The sequence below is a fragment of the Paenibacillus sp. PK3_47 genome, from assembly GCF_023520895.1.
In the GTDB taxonomy this organism is placed as follows: domain Bacteria; phylum Bacillota; class Bacilli; order Paenibacillales; family Paenibacillaceae; genus Paenibacillus_AQ.
On the sequence record NZ_CP026029.1, the window covers coordinates 284,099 to 302,316 of the forward strand.

An 18,218-nucleotide genomic window follows, 5' to 3' on the forward strand; every position below is an offset into this window, starting at 1 on the left:
CGCATCGGGCCCCTGCCCTTTAATATACATCGCGCTGATAGCGCTGTTCCTGCTGCAGCTGATCCAGATAGGCTGCCGCCGCTTCCGGACTCATGCCGCCTTCCTCCTGAATCACGGTGATCAGGGCGGAGTGGACATCATGAGCCATATGCTTCTCGTCCCCGCATACATAGACATGAGCGCCTTCCTGCAGCCAGGCATACAGTTCACGGCTCTTCTCCAGAATCCGGTGCTGCACATATACCTTCTCTTCCGTATCCCGGGAGAAGGCAACATCCAGCTTGGTCAGCACCCCGTCCTTAAGCATTCTCTGCCAGTCCGTCTGGTAAAGGAAGTCGGTCACGAAATGACGGTCACCGTAGAACAGCCATGTCTTGCCTTCAGCCCCCTGCTCTTCCCGCTCTTCCAGGAAGGACCTGAATGGCGCAACGCCAGTCCCCGGTCCAATCATAATGACCGGCACATCCGGGTTCACCGGAAGCTTGAAGTTCGGGTTGTTCTGAATATATATCGGCAGGGTATCTCCAGGCTGTACACGTTCAGCGCAGTGAACCGAGCATACTCCATACCGTTCACGTCCATGGGACTGGTAACGCACCGCCCGGACGGTAAAATGAACTTCTTCGGGATTGGCCCTGCAGCTGCTCGAAATCGAATACAGTCTTGCAGGCAGCTTGCGGAGAATACTTACAAAGCTGCCGGCCGGCACTTCCCATGGCGCGAAATCCCGTATCAGATCCAGCAAGTCCCGGCCCTGAATGTAATCCTTCAGCTCCTGCTGGCGTTCCGGCAGCAGCAGTCCCTGCAGTACGGCAGAGGAAGACAGCTTCGCCGCCTGCTCAATCAGCGGCTTGGTCAGTACGGTAATCTCATAATGGCGCAGCAGTGCTTCCTGCAGCGTTCCCTCTTCGCCCTTTTTGTTCAGCGGAACGGTTTCTTCCGGATTCCAGCCCATAGCGGCTATGATATCTGCTACAAGCTGCGGATGGTTCTCGGGATATACACCCAGAGAGTCCCCCGGCTCAAAGGTCAGATTGGAACCGGCAAGCGACAGCTCCAAGTGGCGGGTCTCACGGTCAGAGCCGCGTCCGTTCAAGTTCAGATTCTCTAATACTTCAGCCATGAACGGATGATTCCGCGAGTATTCCGATTGCGGTGAATCCGCTTGTTCTGCCGCCTGTACGGCTGCAGCGGCAACCGCCGGAGCATTCAGGCGGCCGTTAAGACTGCTGATTACCTGCTGGAACCACTCAGCTACCGGCTCATCATAATCAAGATCACAATCCACACGCGGACTCAGCCGCTGGCCGCCCAGCTCTTCCAGCCGCTTGTCAAAATCCTTGCCCGTCTGGCAGAAGAATTCATAGGAGGTGTCTCCAAGACCCAGTACGGAGAATTGCAGCGATTCAAGCTGCGGTGCCCGTTTGCTGTACAGGAATTCATAGAAGGCGCGTGCATTATCCGGCGGTTCGCCTTCTCCGTGTGTGCTGACGAGCAGCAGCAGGTTTTCCACCTTCTTCAGAGCGTTAGGCTTGAAGTTGTTCATCGCCGACACTGTGACCTGGAAGCCCTGCTCCTCCAGCTTGCGCGCCAGGCTGGCAGCCAGACGCTGGCAGTTGCCGGTCTGGGAGCCGAACAGCACCGTCACTTCACGGGATACCGGCGGCGATACAGCTTCCGGCTGGAGCTGGGACGCCGGAGCAGCCGGCTGCGGTGCCGTTGCCGTACTTTCGTTGCCCTGCAGTGCAAGTGCGGACAGATATCCGCCGAGCCAGTTCACTTGATTCCCGGTGAGTGTAGGCAGAAGCCGGTTCAGAAGCTCCACCTGACTCTCGTTAAAAGGACTGTTTGTAACTTGTAGTTGCACCAATATCGACCTCTCCTTAATCATGAAATCTTCTTCCCTAGTAACATCATGAAATCAGGCTAACACAATAATTAGAATCGGGCAATGAAGCTGCAACAGCCTAAATATTACTAAATAACCTATTAATATCTAAATTACGGCAAAAAGCCGCTTAATTCAGAGTAAAAGACCCCGATTTAAGCAGCTTCATTATAAATAATGATAACTTGCATTAGATAATGTGATACTTAAATTCAGCTTTTTGCAGCCGAACCTGCCATAGAAGTGCCTTCTTTTCCCATCCCGCGCGTCCCATTTCCTGCTTTCCGGCGCAGGAGCAGCATCAGCGGGAGTCCGAGCAGCACAATTACAGCCGCTACAACAAAAACATCGTTAACCCCCATAGTAAATGATAACTGGCTGATGGTGCCGGGGCTTTCCGCTGAGCCGGAGGCAATCAGTTCGCCGGAGTGGACTGCAGACCGGCTGGACAGCAGGGAAGTAAACACAGCAATCGCCAAGGAGCTTAATACGTTGCGCACCCAATTGTTGATGGAGGTCGCATGTCCCGACCATTCGGCCGGGATCTGCTCCATCGACGCCGTGCTGCTGGGAACATTGGCCAGGCCTAGCCCCAGGTTCCGTACCACCATTGCCCACAGGATAAAGTTATGCGAAACATCCACATGAAGTTTGCTGAGCATGAATAAACCGATTCCGATGAAGACAATACCCGCAGTAATGAGCTTCACCGGTCCGAACCTCGGATAAAGCTTGCCTACAACCGGACTCAGCAGCGCCAGCAGCACTGATGAGGGCAGCAGGATCAGGCCTGTCTTAAGTGTAGACGTGCCTTGCACGGTCTGCAGGAACAGCGGTGCCAGATAAGTGCCGGCATACATGGCCACAGTTACAATGCTGTAGATACTCATCATGACCGTAAACTGCCTGTTGCGGAATACCCGCAGATTGAGCAGCGGAACCTCCGCCTTCAGCTCCCGCAGTACGAACAGGAATAACAGTATTATCCCTGCCGCCATCAGCGTAACAGTTTTCCAGGAGCCCCATCCCCAGCTGTTCCCCTGGCTGAACGCCGTGAGCAGTGACAGGCTGCCGAGGACAACCGTAACCAGTCCGGGAACATCAAAAGATTTCGGCACATTGATCCGGTAGTAAGGAATCAGCCATTGGGTAAGAATAATGGCTGTTATGCCGATGGGTATATTGATCAGGAACAGCCACTGCCAGCCGGCATATTGCAGCATCCAGCCGCTGAAGGTAGGTCCGATCGCCGGAGCGACCATAGCGGACAGCGACCAGAGGCTGACAGCAAACGGCCGGCGCTCAGCCGGCATGACCTGGAAAATAATCGTCATGGTACAAGCCATAATCAGCCCGCTGCAGGAGCCCTGCAGCATGCGGAATACAATCAGCATGGCCGGACTCCAGGACACGGCACACAGCAGCGAGAACAGCGTAAAGCCGCTTAAGGCGAATAAATAGAGTCTTTTATAGCTGAACCTTCCCCCAAGATATCCGGCCAGCGGTGCAGTTACACCTGTCGCCAGCATAAAACCCGTTACCATCCACTGCATCGTATGCAGCTCTGTATCAAAATGATGCATGAGCAGAGGAACAGCAATGTTGATCGTGGTTGTAGCCAGGACAGATACAAAATTCCCGAAGAATATAGCAATCATAATCGGCCAAAAGTGAATTTTGCCGCCCTGCTTCTCTTCCATAGAAGCTCCTCCTCAATATTTATATGTCTACTTTTACATATGTGAGATGACTTTAATAATGTTATAATCGGAGAAGCATTATGTCAAACATGACATATCGGCAGAAATCCTGATGAAAACGGATTAACAATGATTGGAGGGCATCAGAGTAGTGAATACACTGTCTTATGGGCTTCTTACCCTGCTGAGCGCAAGCTCCCTGTCAGGTTATGAATTAACGCAGAATATCAAACCGCTGTGGCGTGCCGGGCATAGTCAAATCTATCCGCTGCTGGTAACTATGGAGCAGTTGGGTTATATCACTCACGAACGGGTAGAGCAGGCCGATAAACCGGATAAAAAAATCTATACGATTACCGGACAGGGACTGGATCAGCTGCGGCAGTGGGTGGAGATTCCGGCGGAACCGCCGGCAGTGCGGGATGAGCTGCATTTCAAGCTGTACAGCCTGTGGCTGTCCAAGCCCGCCGAAGCCAAAGCCCTGCTGCTTAAGCGGAAAGAATTCTGCCAGAGCGAGCTGGAAAGATATCACCTGCTGCTGGCAAACAATGAGGCTTTATGCGCCGAACGCGGCGAAGCCCGCGAGCTGGAAGCTACAACCTTCGGGCGCTATCTGCTGCTCAGCAAACGGATTATGGAAACAGAGACCTCGATCCGGTTCTGCACGTGGGCTCTGGAACAGCTGGAGTCAGGAGCCGAACGCCCGTTTTAATCCCTTTTTTGGTGGTCCGCATAAATTAAGGGCGCTCCGCTGTCATCTGCATGACTTTTGGAACGCCCTCTTATTACACTGTATTTTCTTTTCTTTTAGCCGCCATGCTCTTCAGCTTGTCTGTAATCAGATGGAGTATAATCAGCAGGACTCCGGCATTGATGGCCAAATCCGCCAGATTGAGAATTCCTCCGTCCCCGCCGAACACAAGAAAATCCGTCACCTGGTGAAAAATAACGCGGTCGATCGCATTCCCTACTGCTCCGCCAACCAGGAACCCGCTGGCTGCTTCCAGCAGAAAACCGTTCAGCTCACCCTTGCGTCTGTAATAAAAAACCGCAGCCACAAACACTGCCGCAACAACCGCAAAGTATTTGCCATAGCCCTGAAAAGAACTGAAAGCCGCTCCGCTGTTCTCGTAATACGTAAAATGCAGATAGGGACTCCAGATATGTATGGTCTCGCCCAGCTGCATATGGGCCCGAACCAGTATTTTGGATGTCTGGTCTGCAATGACCACCAATACCGAAATGAGATAAAACAGCATATCCGGCCTCCTTCAACTTAATGAGCTCTATTCAAACATCATTCCCCTCTCAGCTTAGCACAAAACAAGGTACAGATTCATCTTTGCCTGCAGGCACAAAAAGACCATTCTATTCTGAAATACAGAATGAACGGCCTTCTCAATCAATGAAATCAATGAAAATTAAGAGTTTAAAATAAACGCATTCCACTTTTTCTGCCAGGCAATATCGTTCCAGAACGGATGATGCGGCGCACAGTTGGAGCACAGCGTCATTCCCCAGAAGCCCAGCTGCATTCCTTTGCGCAGCGCATATTCAGCGATGAACTTGCCTACAGGCCCTTCCTCGAAGTTCGCGTGGAGCGGGGTATAGCCGACATAGCCTTCGCCGATCACAACCGGAATATCGTAGTGCCGCACCCAGTCCTGAATTTCGTCAAAACGCAAGTCTGCCTTTTGAAGCATCGCCAGCTTATGATCACTGTACCGGTCGTACAGGAATAAGTCCCACTTGTCCGGATCAGCCCAGTCATGTAAATAAATCAGCTTCATGCCGACAGGGTTGCCTTCCATCCGCCACTCCTGTCCTGCCGGCAGCGTCCATGCTGAAAATGGCGGCGCATCCTCACGCAGCAGCGACTGGACAAAAGGATTCGGGAACGGGATATCCTCATTATTAAGCCCGGCCAAATCCATCAGCTCGTTCAGCACCCCTTTAATATAAAGATGGAAATGGGCTACCTGCAGGTTACGGGCCACATAAGCTTTTGGATAGGCTTCATTAAGCGTATAGCTTGCCGTCATCAGCACATCCGGATGCTCCCCGCGCAGAAAAGCCACTGCCTCTTCAATATATGGCTGCATCTCCTCGACCAACGCCGGCGTATCGGTATCAGCCAGCCCTTTGGCTGTTCCGACAGCAGTAAGCTGGCCGAATTCAACCTCGTTATGCAGCTCGGCATAGACGATTTGGCCGGCATATCCTTCTGCTTTTACAAATTTGATCAGCTGGTCGAGCGAACGTGCAATGGCCATGAACCGCTGTTCCGGCGGAATAGCCGCGAGCAAATCCCGCAGCTCGGGATGGGCCAGAAAGCTTGGACTCTGCTGGTATTCCCAGGAGGACAGCATAATGTAGCAGCCGTGCTCCTTGGCTTGCCGGAACAGCTCCAGCAGATGGGCATGCCCGTCAAGCTCTGCGCCTCCTACGCAGTTATACCAGCGCGTACGCTGGCCGACTTCGCCCAGATTCCCGAACTTCAGCGGACCCTGACGTTTTCCCTGATCCGTAAACAGCATAAAAGGCATCGCACAAATCCGTATCGTGTTATAGCCCCGTTCAACCGCCTCTGCAAAACGTGCTCCCAGATCATGATACGGCTCCCCCGGCAGCGTCATGGTGTACCATGAGAAATCCCACATCGTAACCGTCAGTTTACGCGGTAATTTGTTCATTAATGGATTCATTTTGCTCACACTCCTTAGATCAACTACTATAGAATTATAAGTATGAGAATGATCAAAAGGACTGATGATATGGCTATTAACCCTGCTTATCCTGCTAAGCCCCTGACGAGTAAAAAGGATACCCATCCCCCCGGAATTCTCATATCGGATCACTACATTCAGCCTTATGGCTACAACTGCTACCGTCCGGAGGGGACTAAAGACTGGCTGATCATATACACCTTATCCGGGAAAGGGCTGCTCAACAATGGAGGCAAAGAGTATCTAAGCTGTACGGCAGGCACGCTGACTATTTTGTCGCCCGGAACCCTGCAGGATTACTTTACGGAGGAAGGTCAGACGTGGGAGCTCCTATGGGCACATTTTCTCCCCCGTACGACGTGGGCGGACTGGCTGCCTGCGGGCAACACCGGCGGACCTGTATTTTATCTGAACATAGATGATGAGGTGTCTTCCCGTGCGATCGAAGCGGCCTTCCGGAGAGTTCTGTCTTACAGGCTTAGCGGAGATACCCTGCTGCGGGACGAGCTTACCCTTAACGCCCTTGAAGAAATCATTCTGCTGGTCGCCAGCTGCAGCGGGCAGAAAAAGACGCTGGATCCGCGCGTAAAAGAGGTCTTAGGCATTATTTCCAAACACTACATGGACAGTCACTTGATTGAGACGCTGGCGGATCAGGTATGTCTGTCCCCCTCCCGGCTGTCCCATTTATTTAAGGAGCAGGTAGGCGACTCTATCATCGAAACCTTGATGAACCACCGGCTGAAGCAAGCCGAAAAGCTGATCAAATACACCCTGCGGCCGATCACGGAGATTGCGCTTAACGTTGGCTTCAGTTCGCCGGATTATTTTACGCGCAGGTTCACCAGCTATTACGGTGTCAATCCCTCGCTGTACCGTAAACAGCATAGGAGTATTGCTGAGTAGAGTGATTTTATATGCGGACGGTATTTCATTCCAGTGCAGTTCACTTCTCACCGTGTTACATTCCGTAATCTAATGGTTAAACACTCTTAGATGTTGAGCTGCATAACAGGAGGCTGGTGCTGCATGGATTATGGATTAATACTTATCAAACTGCTTGCCGGCTTTATCGGACTATGGACCATGACGAGACTGCTCGGGAAGAAGGAAATTGCCGCATTGACTCCATTTGACTTTATCTCTGCGGTCATTCTGGGCGACCTTGTCGGGGAAACGATTTACGAGCCGGATCATAAAGTCGGGATGCTGATCTTCACTTTGGCGATATGGACAGTTCTTTCGTACACTTTTGAAAAAATCACCCTTAAATTCCGCAACCTTCGCAAACCGCTGGAGGGGGAAGCAGAAATCCTGATCCGCAATGGTGAAATCGATCTCGGCAAGCTGCGCAAAAACAATCTCGACTTCGATCAGCTGCGGATGATGCTCCGGGCGAAGGATACCTTTTCTGTCAGTGAGGTGGCCTATGCCATCTACGAGACCAACGGTTCACTCAGTATTATGAAAAAAGCCCAATACGAAGGCGTGACCCGCAGTGATCTTCAGCTGCCTGATAAGGAACTCACACTGCCCAAAAGTATCATTGAGGACGGAATTGTCCGGATGGAGACACTTAACTCCCTCGGCCATAACGAGTCCTGGCTGTCTGTTGAGCTGCGCAAACTGGGTTATCATAGTCCGCAGTCTGTGGCTTACGCTGAAATTACCGAGGACGGCAAGCTTACGGTGATTTCGTCTGTTTCTCATTAGCGGCGGGCGTGGTGAGTCTTGGAGTGTTAGGGCAGTTTCTTTGAGAAAATAGCAGCTCCCTCCGCCATGTCGGCGGTGCCGTTAGGCAGCCTGACGCGCTGGCGGCTAAATCAACGGGACTTTTCCCGTTGATTTCTTCGTTTGACGCGCTGGCGGCTGATTCAACGGGAGTTTTCCCGTTGATTTCTTCGTTTGGCGCGCTGGTAGCCGATTCAACGGGACTTTTCCCGTTGATTTCATCGTTTGGCGCGCTGGTAGCCGATTCATCGGGAGTTTTCCCGTTGATTTCTTCGTTTGGCGCGCTGGTGGCCGATTCAACGGGACTTTTCCCGTTGATTTCTTCGTTTGGCGCGCTGGCGGACTATTCAACGGGACTTTTCCCGTTGATTTCTTCGTTTGGCGCGCTGGCGGCCGATTCAACGGGACTTTTCCCGTTGATTTCTTGACCTTGGACTTCAGAAGTAGTCTAATCCCCTTATTCCCGCCAATTCTCCATTTCCAACAAACTCAAAGGTACTTATACCCTTCATTCCCGCCAACTGCCCACTTCCACCAAATTCAAAGGTACTTATACCCTTCATTCCCGCCAACCGCCCCTTTCCGCCACATTCAGAGGTATTAGTACCCTTCATTCCCGCCAACCGCCCCTTTCCGCCACATTCAAAGGTATTTATACCCTTGATATCTCCCAACTGCCCGCTTCCACCGTACTCAGAGGTACTTATACCCTTGAATCCCGCCAACTGCCCGCTTCCACCAAACTCAAAGGTACTTATTCCCTTAATCCCAGCCAACTGCCCGCTTCCGCCAAAATCAGAGGTACTTATACCCTTCATTCCCGCCAACCGCCCATTTCCACCATACTCAAAGTTACTTATTCCCTTAATCCCAGCCAACTGCCCGCTTCCACCAAACTCAAAGGTACTTATACCCTTCATTCGTGCCAACCGCCCCTTTCCGCCACATTCAGAGGTATTAATACCCTTCATTCCCGCCAACTACCCACTTCCACCAAATTCAAAGGTACTTATAACCTTCATTCCAGCCAACTGCCCGCTTCCACCAAATTCAGAGGTACTTATACCCTTCATTCCCGCAAACCGCCAATTCCCACCAAACTCAAAGTTACTTATACCCTTCATCCCCGACAATCCAAAAACAAAAAAAGCCTGTCCACCGGACAGGCCCTTTCACCTTTCATTACCAAGCGTAAGCTTCCGGAGCCGGGCGTCCCGGGCCGGGGAAAATCTCATCCAGCTTCTTCAGCGTGTCTTCTTCCAGCACGATCTCGGTGACGCGCAGCGAATCCTCGAACTGCTGGATCGTTCTCGGCCCGATGATCGGCGCCGTTACCGCAGGATTGGTCAGGACCCAGGCCAAGGCCACCTGGTCCTCGTGCTCGCCCAGCTCTTTGCACAGAGCTGAGAACTGCTCCAGCTGGCTGCGGTGCTGCTCCAGCTTGGCAGAACGTGCACTGCGTACGCCGGTCTTGGCCAGCGCATTGCGCCCAAGCAGTCCGCCCGCCAGCGGACTCCACGGGATAACCCCCAGCCCGAGCTCCAGTGAAGCCGGCAGCACTTCCAGCTCAGGTGTCCGTTCCAGCAGGTTATACAAATGCTGCTCGGAGACCAAACCCAGGAAATGGCGTGCTTTTGCCTGCGCCTGGGCGTGGGCAATATGCCAGCCGGCAAAGTTACTGGAGCCGATATAATCCGCTTTGCCTTGAGATACCAGGATCTCAAACGCGCCCCACAGCTCATCCCAGGACACATTGCGGTCGATATGATGCATTTGGTACAGCTCAATATGATCGGTCTGCAAGCGTCTCAGCGATCCCTCAAAATGACGTCTGATCTTGTAGGCGGATAAGCCGTTGCTGGAGTTCGGACCGTCGTTCTCATCGAACATGTCACCGTTAACCTTGGTGGCCAGGACGACCTTCTCACGGCGTCCGCCGCCCTGCTTGAACCAGCGCCCGATAATTTCTTCTGTCCAGCCGCGGCGTTCCTGGCCGCCGTATACGTTAGCGGTATCAAAGAAGTTAATGCCTGCATCCAGCGCAGCATCCATAATTCTAAAAGCTTCCTTCTCCTCAGTCTCCGGACCAAAATTCATCGTTCCGAGACATAACTGGCTTACCTTCAAACCCGATTTACCCAAATAACTGTACTTCACCGCAATTCCTCCCTTTCATCACTGTAAGGTTGTCTGCATTCTTTACCACTATAAACCTTAGAGTCCACTGTAAGGCAAGTTTTTTCATATAAAAAAACAAGCCCTGCATCCAGGACTTGTCCACAAATTAATTATTCATCCGCTTGGTGACCGCTATCCGGAAACAGCACTTCCCCGGTTCCCGGCATAATCTCCAGGATATCCTTAAGGATTCCCGTAAGTTCGCCCGGAGGGTAAGGCTTAGTCAGATACTTCTGCACATTGCCCAGCAGTTCCTTATCTTCCTTGTCCAGGGCGGATGAGATGACAATGGGTACATTTTGCGTCCGCTCATCCTTTTTGAGCATCGAGATCAGATCCCAGCCGTCAAGCTCCTCACCCAGCATCAGATCTACAACTATGGCTGCAAAAGGGGTTTTTACCGCCTGATCAAACGCCTGCTGCGGATGATAATGATGAATTACCCGGAAGCCTTTGGCTTTCAGCTCTTCCGACAGAAGCAGGGACAGACTGTAATCATCCTCCACAATCATTACGCTCGGCTTCTCTTCTTTGTCGGGGTTCAGCCTCTGCGGCTGCTCCTCTTCATGCCGCGTACCTGCGGAATGCAGCACCGGAAGGCTGAACCTCACCGTCGAGCCTTCGCCTTCCACTGATTCGATGCCTATGGTGCCTTTCTGCTTCTCGATAATTTCCTTGCAAATGGCCAGGCCCAGGCCTGTTCCGCCGATCCGCTTCGAGGCACTGTTATCGACTCTTCTGAACTTCTGGAACAATTCCCCGATCTGATTCTTGGGAATGCCCAGCCCGTAATCCTGAACTTCAACAATGATCTGTTCGGCTTCATTATGCAGCATAACCTTGACCTCATTGCTGTCCGGCGAGAACTTGATCGCGTTGCTGAGCAGATTGGTCATCACCTGGACGATTTTGTCCTTATCCACTTCCACAAGCGCGTTCTGTGCTGCATCCTCAAACAGAATGTGATGGGTACTGCCCAGCTTATACTGGTCAATAACACCCAGGACGAGTTCGCTCAGGTTGACAGGCTCCTGATGGTACTGCTGTGAACCGGACTCCATCCGCTGCAGATCCAGGAAATCATTGATCAGATCTGTCAGCCGCTTGGCTTCCCTGTGAATGGTCTCCAGATACTTCAGCTGTTTTTCAGGCTTCATGGTTTTGTTCAGCAGCAGCTCCGTGAAGCCCAGTACACTGGACAGCGGTGTCCGCAGTTCATGGCTGACCGTGCTGACCAGCTCTGATTTCATGAGGTCAATCTCATATTCTCTGGTAATATCGCGGTGCACAAACAAAGTTCCGAAGCGGACATCACGGCGGAACACCGGAATGGCGTATACATCAACATGCTTCACATCCTCCTTATTAATGGAGAATTTCATGGTGCCGGACATAACCGAATGGTCGGACATCGCATTCCTGTAGAACTGCCGGAGTTCTTCAGGTTCATTCACACAGCGGATGAAATGTTCCATCCAGCGCTCTTCGGGTATGAGATCCCCTTCCATCCAATCGTTGTAGCTGAACAGCTGGCTAAGCGCCCTGTTCATTTGCAGCATGCTGCCGTCCATTTGAACAAACTGGATGCCCTCGTTGACATTATTCACAATATCCCTGTTCAGTGTCCGGTTATGTTCGATCTCCTCGTACATGAACAAACGCTCAATGGCCAGGGCCACCCTGTTCATTAATCCCTGGATATCGCCAGTTTCTTCTTCCATGAAGGGATGTCCGATCCGGGTGCCGCAGAAAATCGCCAGAATTTCATCGTCGGCATTGACAACTGTCGTGTAATAATCGTATGAGGTCATGTCTTCAGCCGAGATTCCCCGCTCCCGCAAAGAGGATTCACGTTTGATAATATAAGACTTATCCGTTTGCATACGGTGCAGCATTCCGTTGCTTTCATTATTGATATACCTATCCACAATCCCCTGGGGAACCCCTTTTACAGCGGTAATCCCATCTTTCACCAGCAGGAACATACTGGAATCAAAAGCATACTGCCGGTTCATAAATTCCAGGAACTTATCGGCAAACTCCTGTTTGTCGAGGGTATAGGTAATATCATGGTTCAGCTGGTTGCTCCGCTCCAGCATCGTCTTGGTCAACTCAGTTTTTTTCAGTGTATCTGCCAGCTCCTGCTGCGCAGTTTTCATGGTGGTGATGTTGTTGGCGATCATAATATACTGATAGATGCTGCCCTCATCATTGAGGTACGGCATTACCGTCATATGCACCCAGACAGCCGCTCCGGTCTTGGACACGATTTGAAGCTCGTCACTCCAGACGCTGCCTGTATTCAATTTAAGAATAAGCTGCTTCAATTCAACGCCGGTAAGAGTATGCATCTCAAAAAATTGATAAGTAGACCCGATAATTTCTGAATTCTTGTACCCCGTATAGTCACTCAGATTATCATTGGCATAAGTGAACACACCTGCCGGTGACAAAATAGCAACAGCGGCAGAATGATCCAGCGCCTTCATCATACTGCGGATTTCGTTCAAAGAGCGCTCCAGCTTGAACTGCTGATCATGCAGCTCGTCCTGCTGGGCATGCAGCTCCTCATTCTGCATCGTCAGCTCTTCCTCTTTGTCCTGAATACTTCTCGCCATATTAAGGAAAGCCTCATACAGACGGCCGATCTCATCCTGCCTGTGGAGCTTACCCAGCAGAACCGGACCGCCTGCGGCAAGCGAATTGGCCGCCTCCTCCAGGCTGACGATCGGGTTAACGATCACCTTCAGAATTCCCCAAATGACAACCGTCATTATAAGCATCAAAATAGCACTCAAAACAAAAGCGACCAGTATAAAAGTATTGGCCCGCCGGATAGAATCCTCTGTCAGCTGGTTCAGTAAATTGTCCGCACGTTCCTTATATCCCTTCGTATAGGCAAGAAAATCATTGACAGCCTGCGTGTTACCATCCTGGCTCAATGCCCGCAGCCCCGGATAATTATCCTGCTCTGCCAGAGCAATGGCCTGAGGCAGGGTAACGTTCTCGAACTGTACACTAAATGCCTTCAGATCGTCATTAAACTGCGCTTCTTCCGGTGACAATTTAAGTTTCGAATAGGCATCCAGTACAAGATTAAGCTCCTGCAGCGCCGTATAGGCCAGATTCAGCTCATTTTCACTTTTGAGCAGCGTATATCCCCTTACCCGAAAGAACACATCATTCAGTGTGGAGGCCAGTTCGCTTACAGTATCCGCCTTGTGCTCCAATACCTCGCGCTCCGCACTGATCTTCTGCTGCTGATGGTTGATATAGACAAATAAGGCGATGCCCGTCAGCACGATCAATACAAATAAACCCGAAACAATGCGGAAATATCTCTTCCTGATGCTCATATTAGACAGTTTTGTTGTTTTCACCGAGAATGCCCTCCACAATCTGCAGAAGCTCCATCGGACTAAAAGGTTTTGGCATGAAATAACGGGCTCCTGCTTCTTTGGCCCTGTTCCGGTCCGCATCCTGCGCTTTGGCTGTCAGCATTAAAATGGGGGTCGAGCTCTTCACTTGCTCATCCAGCGCGCCAAGAACCTCTACTCCGGTCATTTCCGGCATCATATAATCCAGAATCACCAGATCATAACGGTCATCCGACAGCTTCGCAAGACCCTCCGCACCGTTCTCAGCCTTATGAATTTCCACATCCTCCAGATCCTCCAGCGTATCCTCAATCAGCATGCGCAGCACTTCCTCGTCGTCTACCACTAGTACCTTTTGCATCATTACATCACCTTTCTTGTTACCCGGTAACCGGCGTTCCTTTAGAATAATAATCTGTTAGCCAGCCGTTCGATTCTTGCCAGCAGCTCCGGCAAATGGAACGGCTTGATGACATAATCGTCTGCCCCCATCTGCAATGCGTGTATAATGTCCCGCTGGTCGTTGCGTCCGGTCAGCATAATTACGAGCACATTGGCACCGGGATGGCTGGCGCGAATCCGTTCAAGAACCTCCAGACCATCCATTTCAGGCATAATTCCATCAAGCAGAATAATGAATTTCTCATCGGGAGAATACCAGTCCGACTGCAGAAAATCCGGTCCTTTGGAATAGCTTTTGATTCTGAGTTCACTGCTGAAGCCTGGTTCCCAGCTTGTAAAATGGTTGGTCACCATTCTGCGGATCAGCGCATCATCGTCTACAATGATCACATTAAGCACAGAAAGCGCCTTACCGTTCATTAACCGCTCCGTGTATATGGTAGTCTGGTTTCTTCCGGCATGTTTGCTGGTATAGAGCGCCTTATCCGCTTCCTCTATTAGTTTATCGGCATTCTGGTGATGATCTTTTATCTCGGAAATTCCGCAGGAGAAGGTGACCTTAAAGTTCTCCTTTTTGGCCAAAAAATGATTTTCCGCAAAATTCTGCTGGATCCGTTCAATGACAAGCATGGCAGATAACGCATCCGTATTGGGCATGAACAGGGCGAATTCTTCCCCCCCGTAACGACAGAATGTGTCCTCCATACGGATAGATTGCTTAACCACCTTGGCAAAGGTCTGCAGCACCTCGTCCCCGAGCAGATGGCCGTAAGTATCATTAACCTGTTTAAAATAATCCAGATCCATCAGCGCAAGGGTAAAGGTACGTTCTGTCCGTTTAAAGTCAGAAAACAGCTTCTTCATCGTCTGATTAAAATATTTGCGGTTAAATGCTCCGGTCAGCTCATCCACAATGATGGATTCCTGCCATTCCCGTTTCAGTTCAAACCGGTTCTTGATCAGCACCGTAAATAATTCCATATCTAAAGGTTTGGTTATATAATCCATTACGCCCAGCGAATAGGCATACTTCCGGATCCCATTGGAGTGTTCGCCGCTAATAATCAGGATCGGAATCCGTTCCTTCTTTGCCTTGCCGATGATTTGCTGAAGCACATCAATCCCGCTTTGGTCAGGCAGCACAATATCCAGCAGCAGCAGATCTGGCTTATTCTCGTAAAAAAGCCTGAGGCCCCGTTCCGCAGATAACGCGACGCTTACATAATAGGACTGCTTCTCAAGCACTTCCCTCAGATAAGCTACCAGCTCCACATCGTCATCAATAATCAGGATTTCATATTGCTGGCCTTTGTCTCCAGGCTGCCGTATTGTACCGGGTTCCGGTGAAGGCAGCGCTCCGGTCTCAGGCTCCTCGAACAATTCCAGTAAAGGGTATAAATAATCCCCCCACTCCGCCTCTGTAAAGCTTCTATTGTTATCCTCCGAGAAATAGAGCAGCGTACTCCCTGAGAACTTCTCTACCTTGTCCAAACCTACCGTTCCCGCTGTTCCTTTCAGGTTGTGCAGGAAACGGTAGATTTCCTTTTCCTCAATTTCCGCCAGCTCCGACCATTTCACCAGAGTCTGCCGGGTGCGCTGTTCAACCAGCTCTTTATATTTTCTAGTAGTCATCGTTACTCCTTTAAAACCATGATGTTCAATTCCTTCAGATGATCACGTACTTGTTACGCTGTCAACTGTATTTTAAAGAAAAGAGCCCTTAAGAGCAAACATATTAGTATACGGACAAAAAACCTTCGGTTGCCGCAGGTGTCATCATTTGCCATAATAATTGAAAGAGTTCACTCCGTTAAAGCGGCGGATGGACAGAGAATAGATGCATAGGAGGCTGTCTCATTGAAAGGAATCATTACTGTACTCGGAAAAGACAAAGTTGGAATTATTGCCAAAGTCTGCACGTATCTTGCGGAACACAACCTGAACATCCTCGATATTTCGCAGACGATTGTCCAGGACTATTTTAACATGATGATGATTGTGGATATTTCCTCACCGAGCAAGTCTTTTGAAGAGATTGTTGAGGATCTGCAGCATGTGGGCGAAGAGATCGGCGTGGAGATCAAGCTGCAGCACGAGGATATATTCAATATCATGCACCGGATCTAATCAAACCTTAAGGAGTAACCGATATGATTTCAATTGTTGAAGTGCAGGAAACGAATAAAATGATCCGCGAAATGAACCTGGATGTCCGTACGATTACGATGGGAATCAGCCTGATGGACTGCGCCCATACCGATCTGAAGGTGTTCAACCGGAATGTATATGACAAAATCACCCGTTCTGCCGAGAAGCTGGTGAAGACCGGCGAGGATCTGGAACGGCAATTCGGTGTACCGATCGTTAATAAGCGGATCTCCGTAACGCCGGTCTCGATTGCTGCGGGGGCCGTACATACAGATACTTACGTACCGGTAGCGGAAATTCTGGACAAGGCTGCCAGGGAAGTCGGTGTGAACTTCATCGGCGGTTTCTCGGCGCTTGTGCAGAAGGGCTGCACCAAAGGCGACCGCATCCTGATCGACAGCATTCCAGAAGCTCTCGCTGTAACCGAAAGAGTCTGCTCCTCCATAAATGTCGGCTCCTCGCGCAGCGGTATCAATATGGATGCCGTCAAACTGATGGGCGATATTATCCTGCAGACCGCAGAGCGTACGAAGGACCGCGATTCGATCGGCTGCGCCAAGCTGGTCGTGTTCTGCAATGCCGTAGAGGACAATCCGTTCATGGCCGGGGCATTTCACGGGGTAGGCGAACGCGAATGCGTCATTAATGTCGGTGTAAGCGGTCCGGGGGTTATCAAGCGTGCGCTGGAGGAAGTGAAGGGGCAGGATTTCGAGACCCTGTGCGAAACGATCAAACGGACGGCTTTCAAGGTCACCCGGGTTGGACAGCTTGTTGCCCAAGAGGCTTCCAAGCGGCTGAATGTACCTTTTGGCATTATTGACCTGTCTCTGGCGCCGACGCCGCTGATCGGTGACTCCATCGCTGAAATCTTCCAGGTCATGGGCCTTGAGGAAGCCGGTGCTCCCGGCACCACGGCAGCACTTGCGATTCTGAATGACAATGTCAAAAAAGGCGGCGTCATGGCCTCCTCCTATGTCGGGGGCCTAAGCGGCGCATTCATTCCGGTCAGCGAGGACCACGGCATGATTCAGGCGGTGCAGCGCGGTGCGCTGACGCTGGAGAAGCTGGAGGCGATGACCTGTGTCTGCTCCGTCGGCCTCGACATGATTGCGATTCCGGGCAGTACCAGCAAAGAGACCATCTCCGGTATTATCGCCGACGAAGCCGCGATCGGGATGGTCAACAACAAGACAACTGCCGTGCGTGTCATTCCGGTCATCGGCAAGGAGGTCGGGGAGATGGTCGAGTTCGGCGGGCTGCTCGGCTACGCACCGGTGATGGAAGTGAACCGGTTCAACTGTGCCGGGTTCGTCAACCGCGGCGGCCGGATTCCTGCCCCGATCCACAGCTTCAAGAACTAAGATACGGCAAACAGCACTGCTCCCTTCCTGCTGCAGGGGGGACCGGTGCTTTTTGTTATGGAAGCAAAGAACCAAAATTAACGCCGGGCATACAATGTACTACTTTATATGGAAGGTAGTGCTAACCATGGGTTTTCAGCCAGCAATGCAGCAAAGGGTGCTTTATCAGGCAGACAACAATTTAGTCCAAAGCTTAACTACCCTCAGAAACCGGCTGCATCATGTATGCAGGCAACACGCCAATCAGTTTGTCCGTATTGAAACGCTGGATGGACAGGTTTACACCGGAAGAATTGTCGGCTGTGACAGGGGATTGTTTTACCTCGCTGTATCAAAGCCCGGAGTGAACCGTGCGTTCTTCGGGAACCCTTTTAACAGCAGTGATGAAGCCATTCTCACTTTGGTCCTGTATGAACTGCTTGTAATTACTTTATTGTATACTTAGCAGGAGCCAAGAGCCTACGCAGGGCAGGCTCTTTATTTTTGCTTGTATGCAGTTTTAGAATGTTGCAAGAATGATGACCAGGAGAATGTAAAGCACCAGAATTGTAGTGGTGGAAGTGAACATTCCACCGACATTTGCACATCCGCTCATTGTCTTACCTCCTTTGCAAGATCAACTTACAAACCCATCATATGCACTATGCCCTGCCGGTGTATGGACGGATAACTATGGTTTTGTTAAAGAACCCGGCATCAAAAAAGCC

17 protein-coding genes are annotated in these 18,218 nt (G+C 51.0%); 7 read left to right on the top strand and 10 right to left on the bottom strand.

All coding sequences use genetic code 11. The features are described 5' to 3' along the window. Positions 1 to 19 precede the first annotated feature (19 nt). Together C2I18_RS01340 and C2I18_RS01345 are read right to left on the bottom strand one after the other, a co-directional pair. Positions 20 to 1,867, bottom strand: a complete 1,848-nt coding sequence (locus tag C2I18_RS01340) for an assimilatory sulfite reductase (NADPH) flavoprotein subunit (RefSeq protein WP_249902314.1) — start codon at positions 1,865 to 1,867, stop codon at positions 20 to 22. 233 nt (positions 1,868 to 2,100) lie between these two features. Next, positions 2,101 to 3,588 carry an MDR family MFS transporter gene (locus tag C2I18_RS01345; RefSeq protein WP_249899502.1) on the bottom strand — a complete coding sequence of 496 codons (1,488 nt, stop codon included), beginning with the start codon at positions 3,586 to 3,588 and terminating at the stop codon, positions 2,101 to 2,103. 133 nt (positions 3,589 to 3,721) lie between these two features. Between C2I18_RS01345 and C2I18_RS01350 the strand changes: the two genes are divergently transcribed. Further along, positions 3,722 to 4,300 carry a PadR family transcriptional regulator gene (locus C2I18_RS01350; RefSeq protein ID WP_249899503.1) on the top strand — a complete coding sequence of 193 codons (579 nt, stop codon included), beginning with the start codon at positions 3,722 to 3,724 and terminating at the stop codon, positions 4,298 to 4,300. Between the two features lie 73 nt (positions 4,301 to 4,373). Here C2I18_RS01350 and lspA read toward each other — a convergent pair whose 3' ends face one another. Together lspA and C2I18_RS01360 are read right to left on the bottom strand one after the other, a co-directional pair. Next, positions 4,374 to 4,847, bottom strand: coding sequence for a signal peptidase II (lspA, locus tag C2I18_RS01355; protein ID WP_249899504.1), 474 nt, complete (start codon positions 4,845 to 4,847; stop codon positions 4,374 to 4,376). Between the two features lie 162 nt (positions 4,848 to 5,009). Beyond that, positions 5,010 to 6,293, bottom strand: coding sequence for a cellulase-like family protein (locus C2I18_RS01360; RefSeq protein ID WP_249899505.1), 1,284 nt, complete (start codon positions 6,291 to 6,293; stop codon positions 5,010 to 5,012). Positions 6,294 to 6,341: 48 nt separating this feature from the next. On the opposite strand from C2I18_RS01360, the gene C2I18_RS01365 reads away from it, so the two are divergent. The 3 genes from C2I18_RS01365 (at position 6,342) to C2I18_RS01375 (ending at position 8,473) form a co-directional block, all read left to right on the top strand. Next, positions 6,342 to 7,220, top strand: coding sequence for a helix-turn-helix domain-containing protein (locus C2I18_RS01365; RefSeq protein WP_249899506.1), 879 nt, complete (start codon positions 6,342 to 6,344; stop codon positions 7,218 to 7,220). 123 nt (positions 7,221 to 7,343) lie between these two features. Continuing rightward, positions 7,344 to 8,027, top strand: coding sequence for a DUF421 domain-containing protein (locus C2I18_RS01370; RefSeq protein WP_249899507.1), 684 nt, complete (start codon positions 7,344 to 7,346; stop codon positions 8,025 to 8,027). 128 nt (positions 8,028 to 8,155) lie between these two features. Then, complete coding sequence (locus C2I18_RS01375) at positions 8,156 to 8,473, top strand: hypothetical protein (protein ID WP_249899508.1); 318 nt, start codon at positions 8,156 to 8,158, stop codon at positions 8,471 to 8,473. Between the two features lie 9 nt (positions 8,474 to 8,482). Here the strand turns inward: C2I18_RS01375 and C2I18_RS01380 are convergent, their stop codons facing one another. The 5 genes from C2I18_RS01380 to C2I18_RS01400 all read right to left on the bottom strand — a co-directional run bounded on the left by C2I18_RS01380 (position 8,483) and on the right by C2I18_RS01400 (position 15,634). After that, on the bottom strand, positions 8,483 to 9,025 hold the full coding sequence (locus tag C2I18_RS01380) for a hypothetical protein (protein ID WP_249899509.1): 543 nt from the start codon (positions 9,023 to 9,025) through the stop codon (positions 8,483 to 8,485). A 202-nt stretch (positions 9,026 to 9,227) separates the two neighbouring features. Beyond that, positions 9,228 to 10,202 (bottom strand): aldo/keto reductase, encoded by a 975-nt coding sequence (locus C2I18_RS01385; RefSeq protein WP_249899510.1) that lies wholly within the window; start codon positions 10,200 to 10,202, stop codon positions 9,228 to 9,230. Positions 10,203 to 10,333: 131 nt separating this feature from the next. Next, positions 10,334 to 13,603: an ATP-binding protein gene (locus C2I18_RS01390; protein WP_249899511.1), complete on the bottom strand. Its 3,270-nt coding sequence runs from the start codon at positions 13,601 to 13,603 to the stop codon at positions 10,334 to 10,336. Further along, positions 13,581 to 13,961 carry a response regulator transcription factor gene (locus C2I18_RS01395; protein WP_249902315.1) on the bottom strand — a complete coding sequence of 127 codons (381 nt, stop codon included), beginning with the start codon at positions 13,959 to 13,961 and terminating at the stop codon, positions 13,581 to 13,583. Before C2I18_RS01395 ends, C2I18_RS01390 begins: the two co-directional genes overlap by 23 nt. 41 nt (positions 13,962 to 14,002) lie before the next feature. Next, complete coding sequence (locus tag C2I18_RS01400; protein WP_249899512.1) at positions 14,003 to 15,634, bottom strand: GGDEF domain-containing response regulator; 1,632 nt, start codon at positions 15,632 to 15,634, stop codon at positions 14,003 to 14,005. A 225-nt stretch (positions 15,635 to 15,859) separates the two neighbouring features. On the opposite strand from C2I18_RS01400, the gene C2I18_RS01405 reads away from it, so the two are divergent. The 3 genes from C2I18_RS01405 (at position 15,860) to C2I18_RS01415 (ending at position 17,956) form a co-directional block, all read left to right on the top strand. Then, a complete protein-coding gene (locus C2I18_RS01405) occupies positions 15,860 to 16,129 on the top strand; it encodes an ACT domain-containing protein (protein WP_249899513.1) in 270 nt (89 codons plus the stop codon). Between the two features lie 26 nt (positions 16,130 to 16,155). After that, positions 16,156 to 17,511 (top strand): PFL family protein, encoded by a 1,356-nt coding sequence (locus C2I18_RS01410; RefSeq protein WP_249902316.1) that lies wholly within the window; start codon positions 16,156 to 16,158, stop codon positions 17,509 to 17,511. A 145-nt stretch (positions 17,512 to 17,656) separates the two neighbouring features. Then, entirely contained in the window at positions 17,657 to 17,956 is a 300-nt protein-coding gene (locus tag C2I18_RS01415; RefSeq protein WP_249899514.1) for a hypothetical protein, read from the top strand. 54 nt (positions 17,957 to 18,010) lie between these two features. On the opposite strand, the gene C2I18_RS01420 is transcribed toward C2I18_RS01415, so the two are convergent. Next, on the bottom strand, positions 18,011 to 18,106 hold the full coding sequence (locus C2I18_RS01420) for a YjcZ family sporulation protein (RefSeq protein WP_249899515.1): 96 nt from the start codon (positions 18,104 to 18,106) through the stop codon (positions 18,011 to 18,013). Positions 18,107 to 18,218 lie beyond the last annotated feature (112 nt).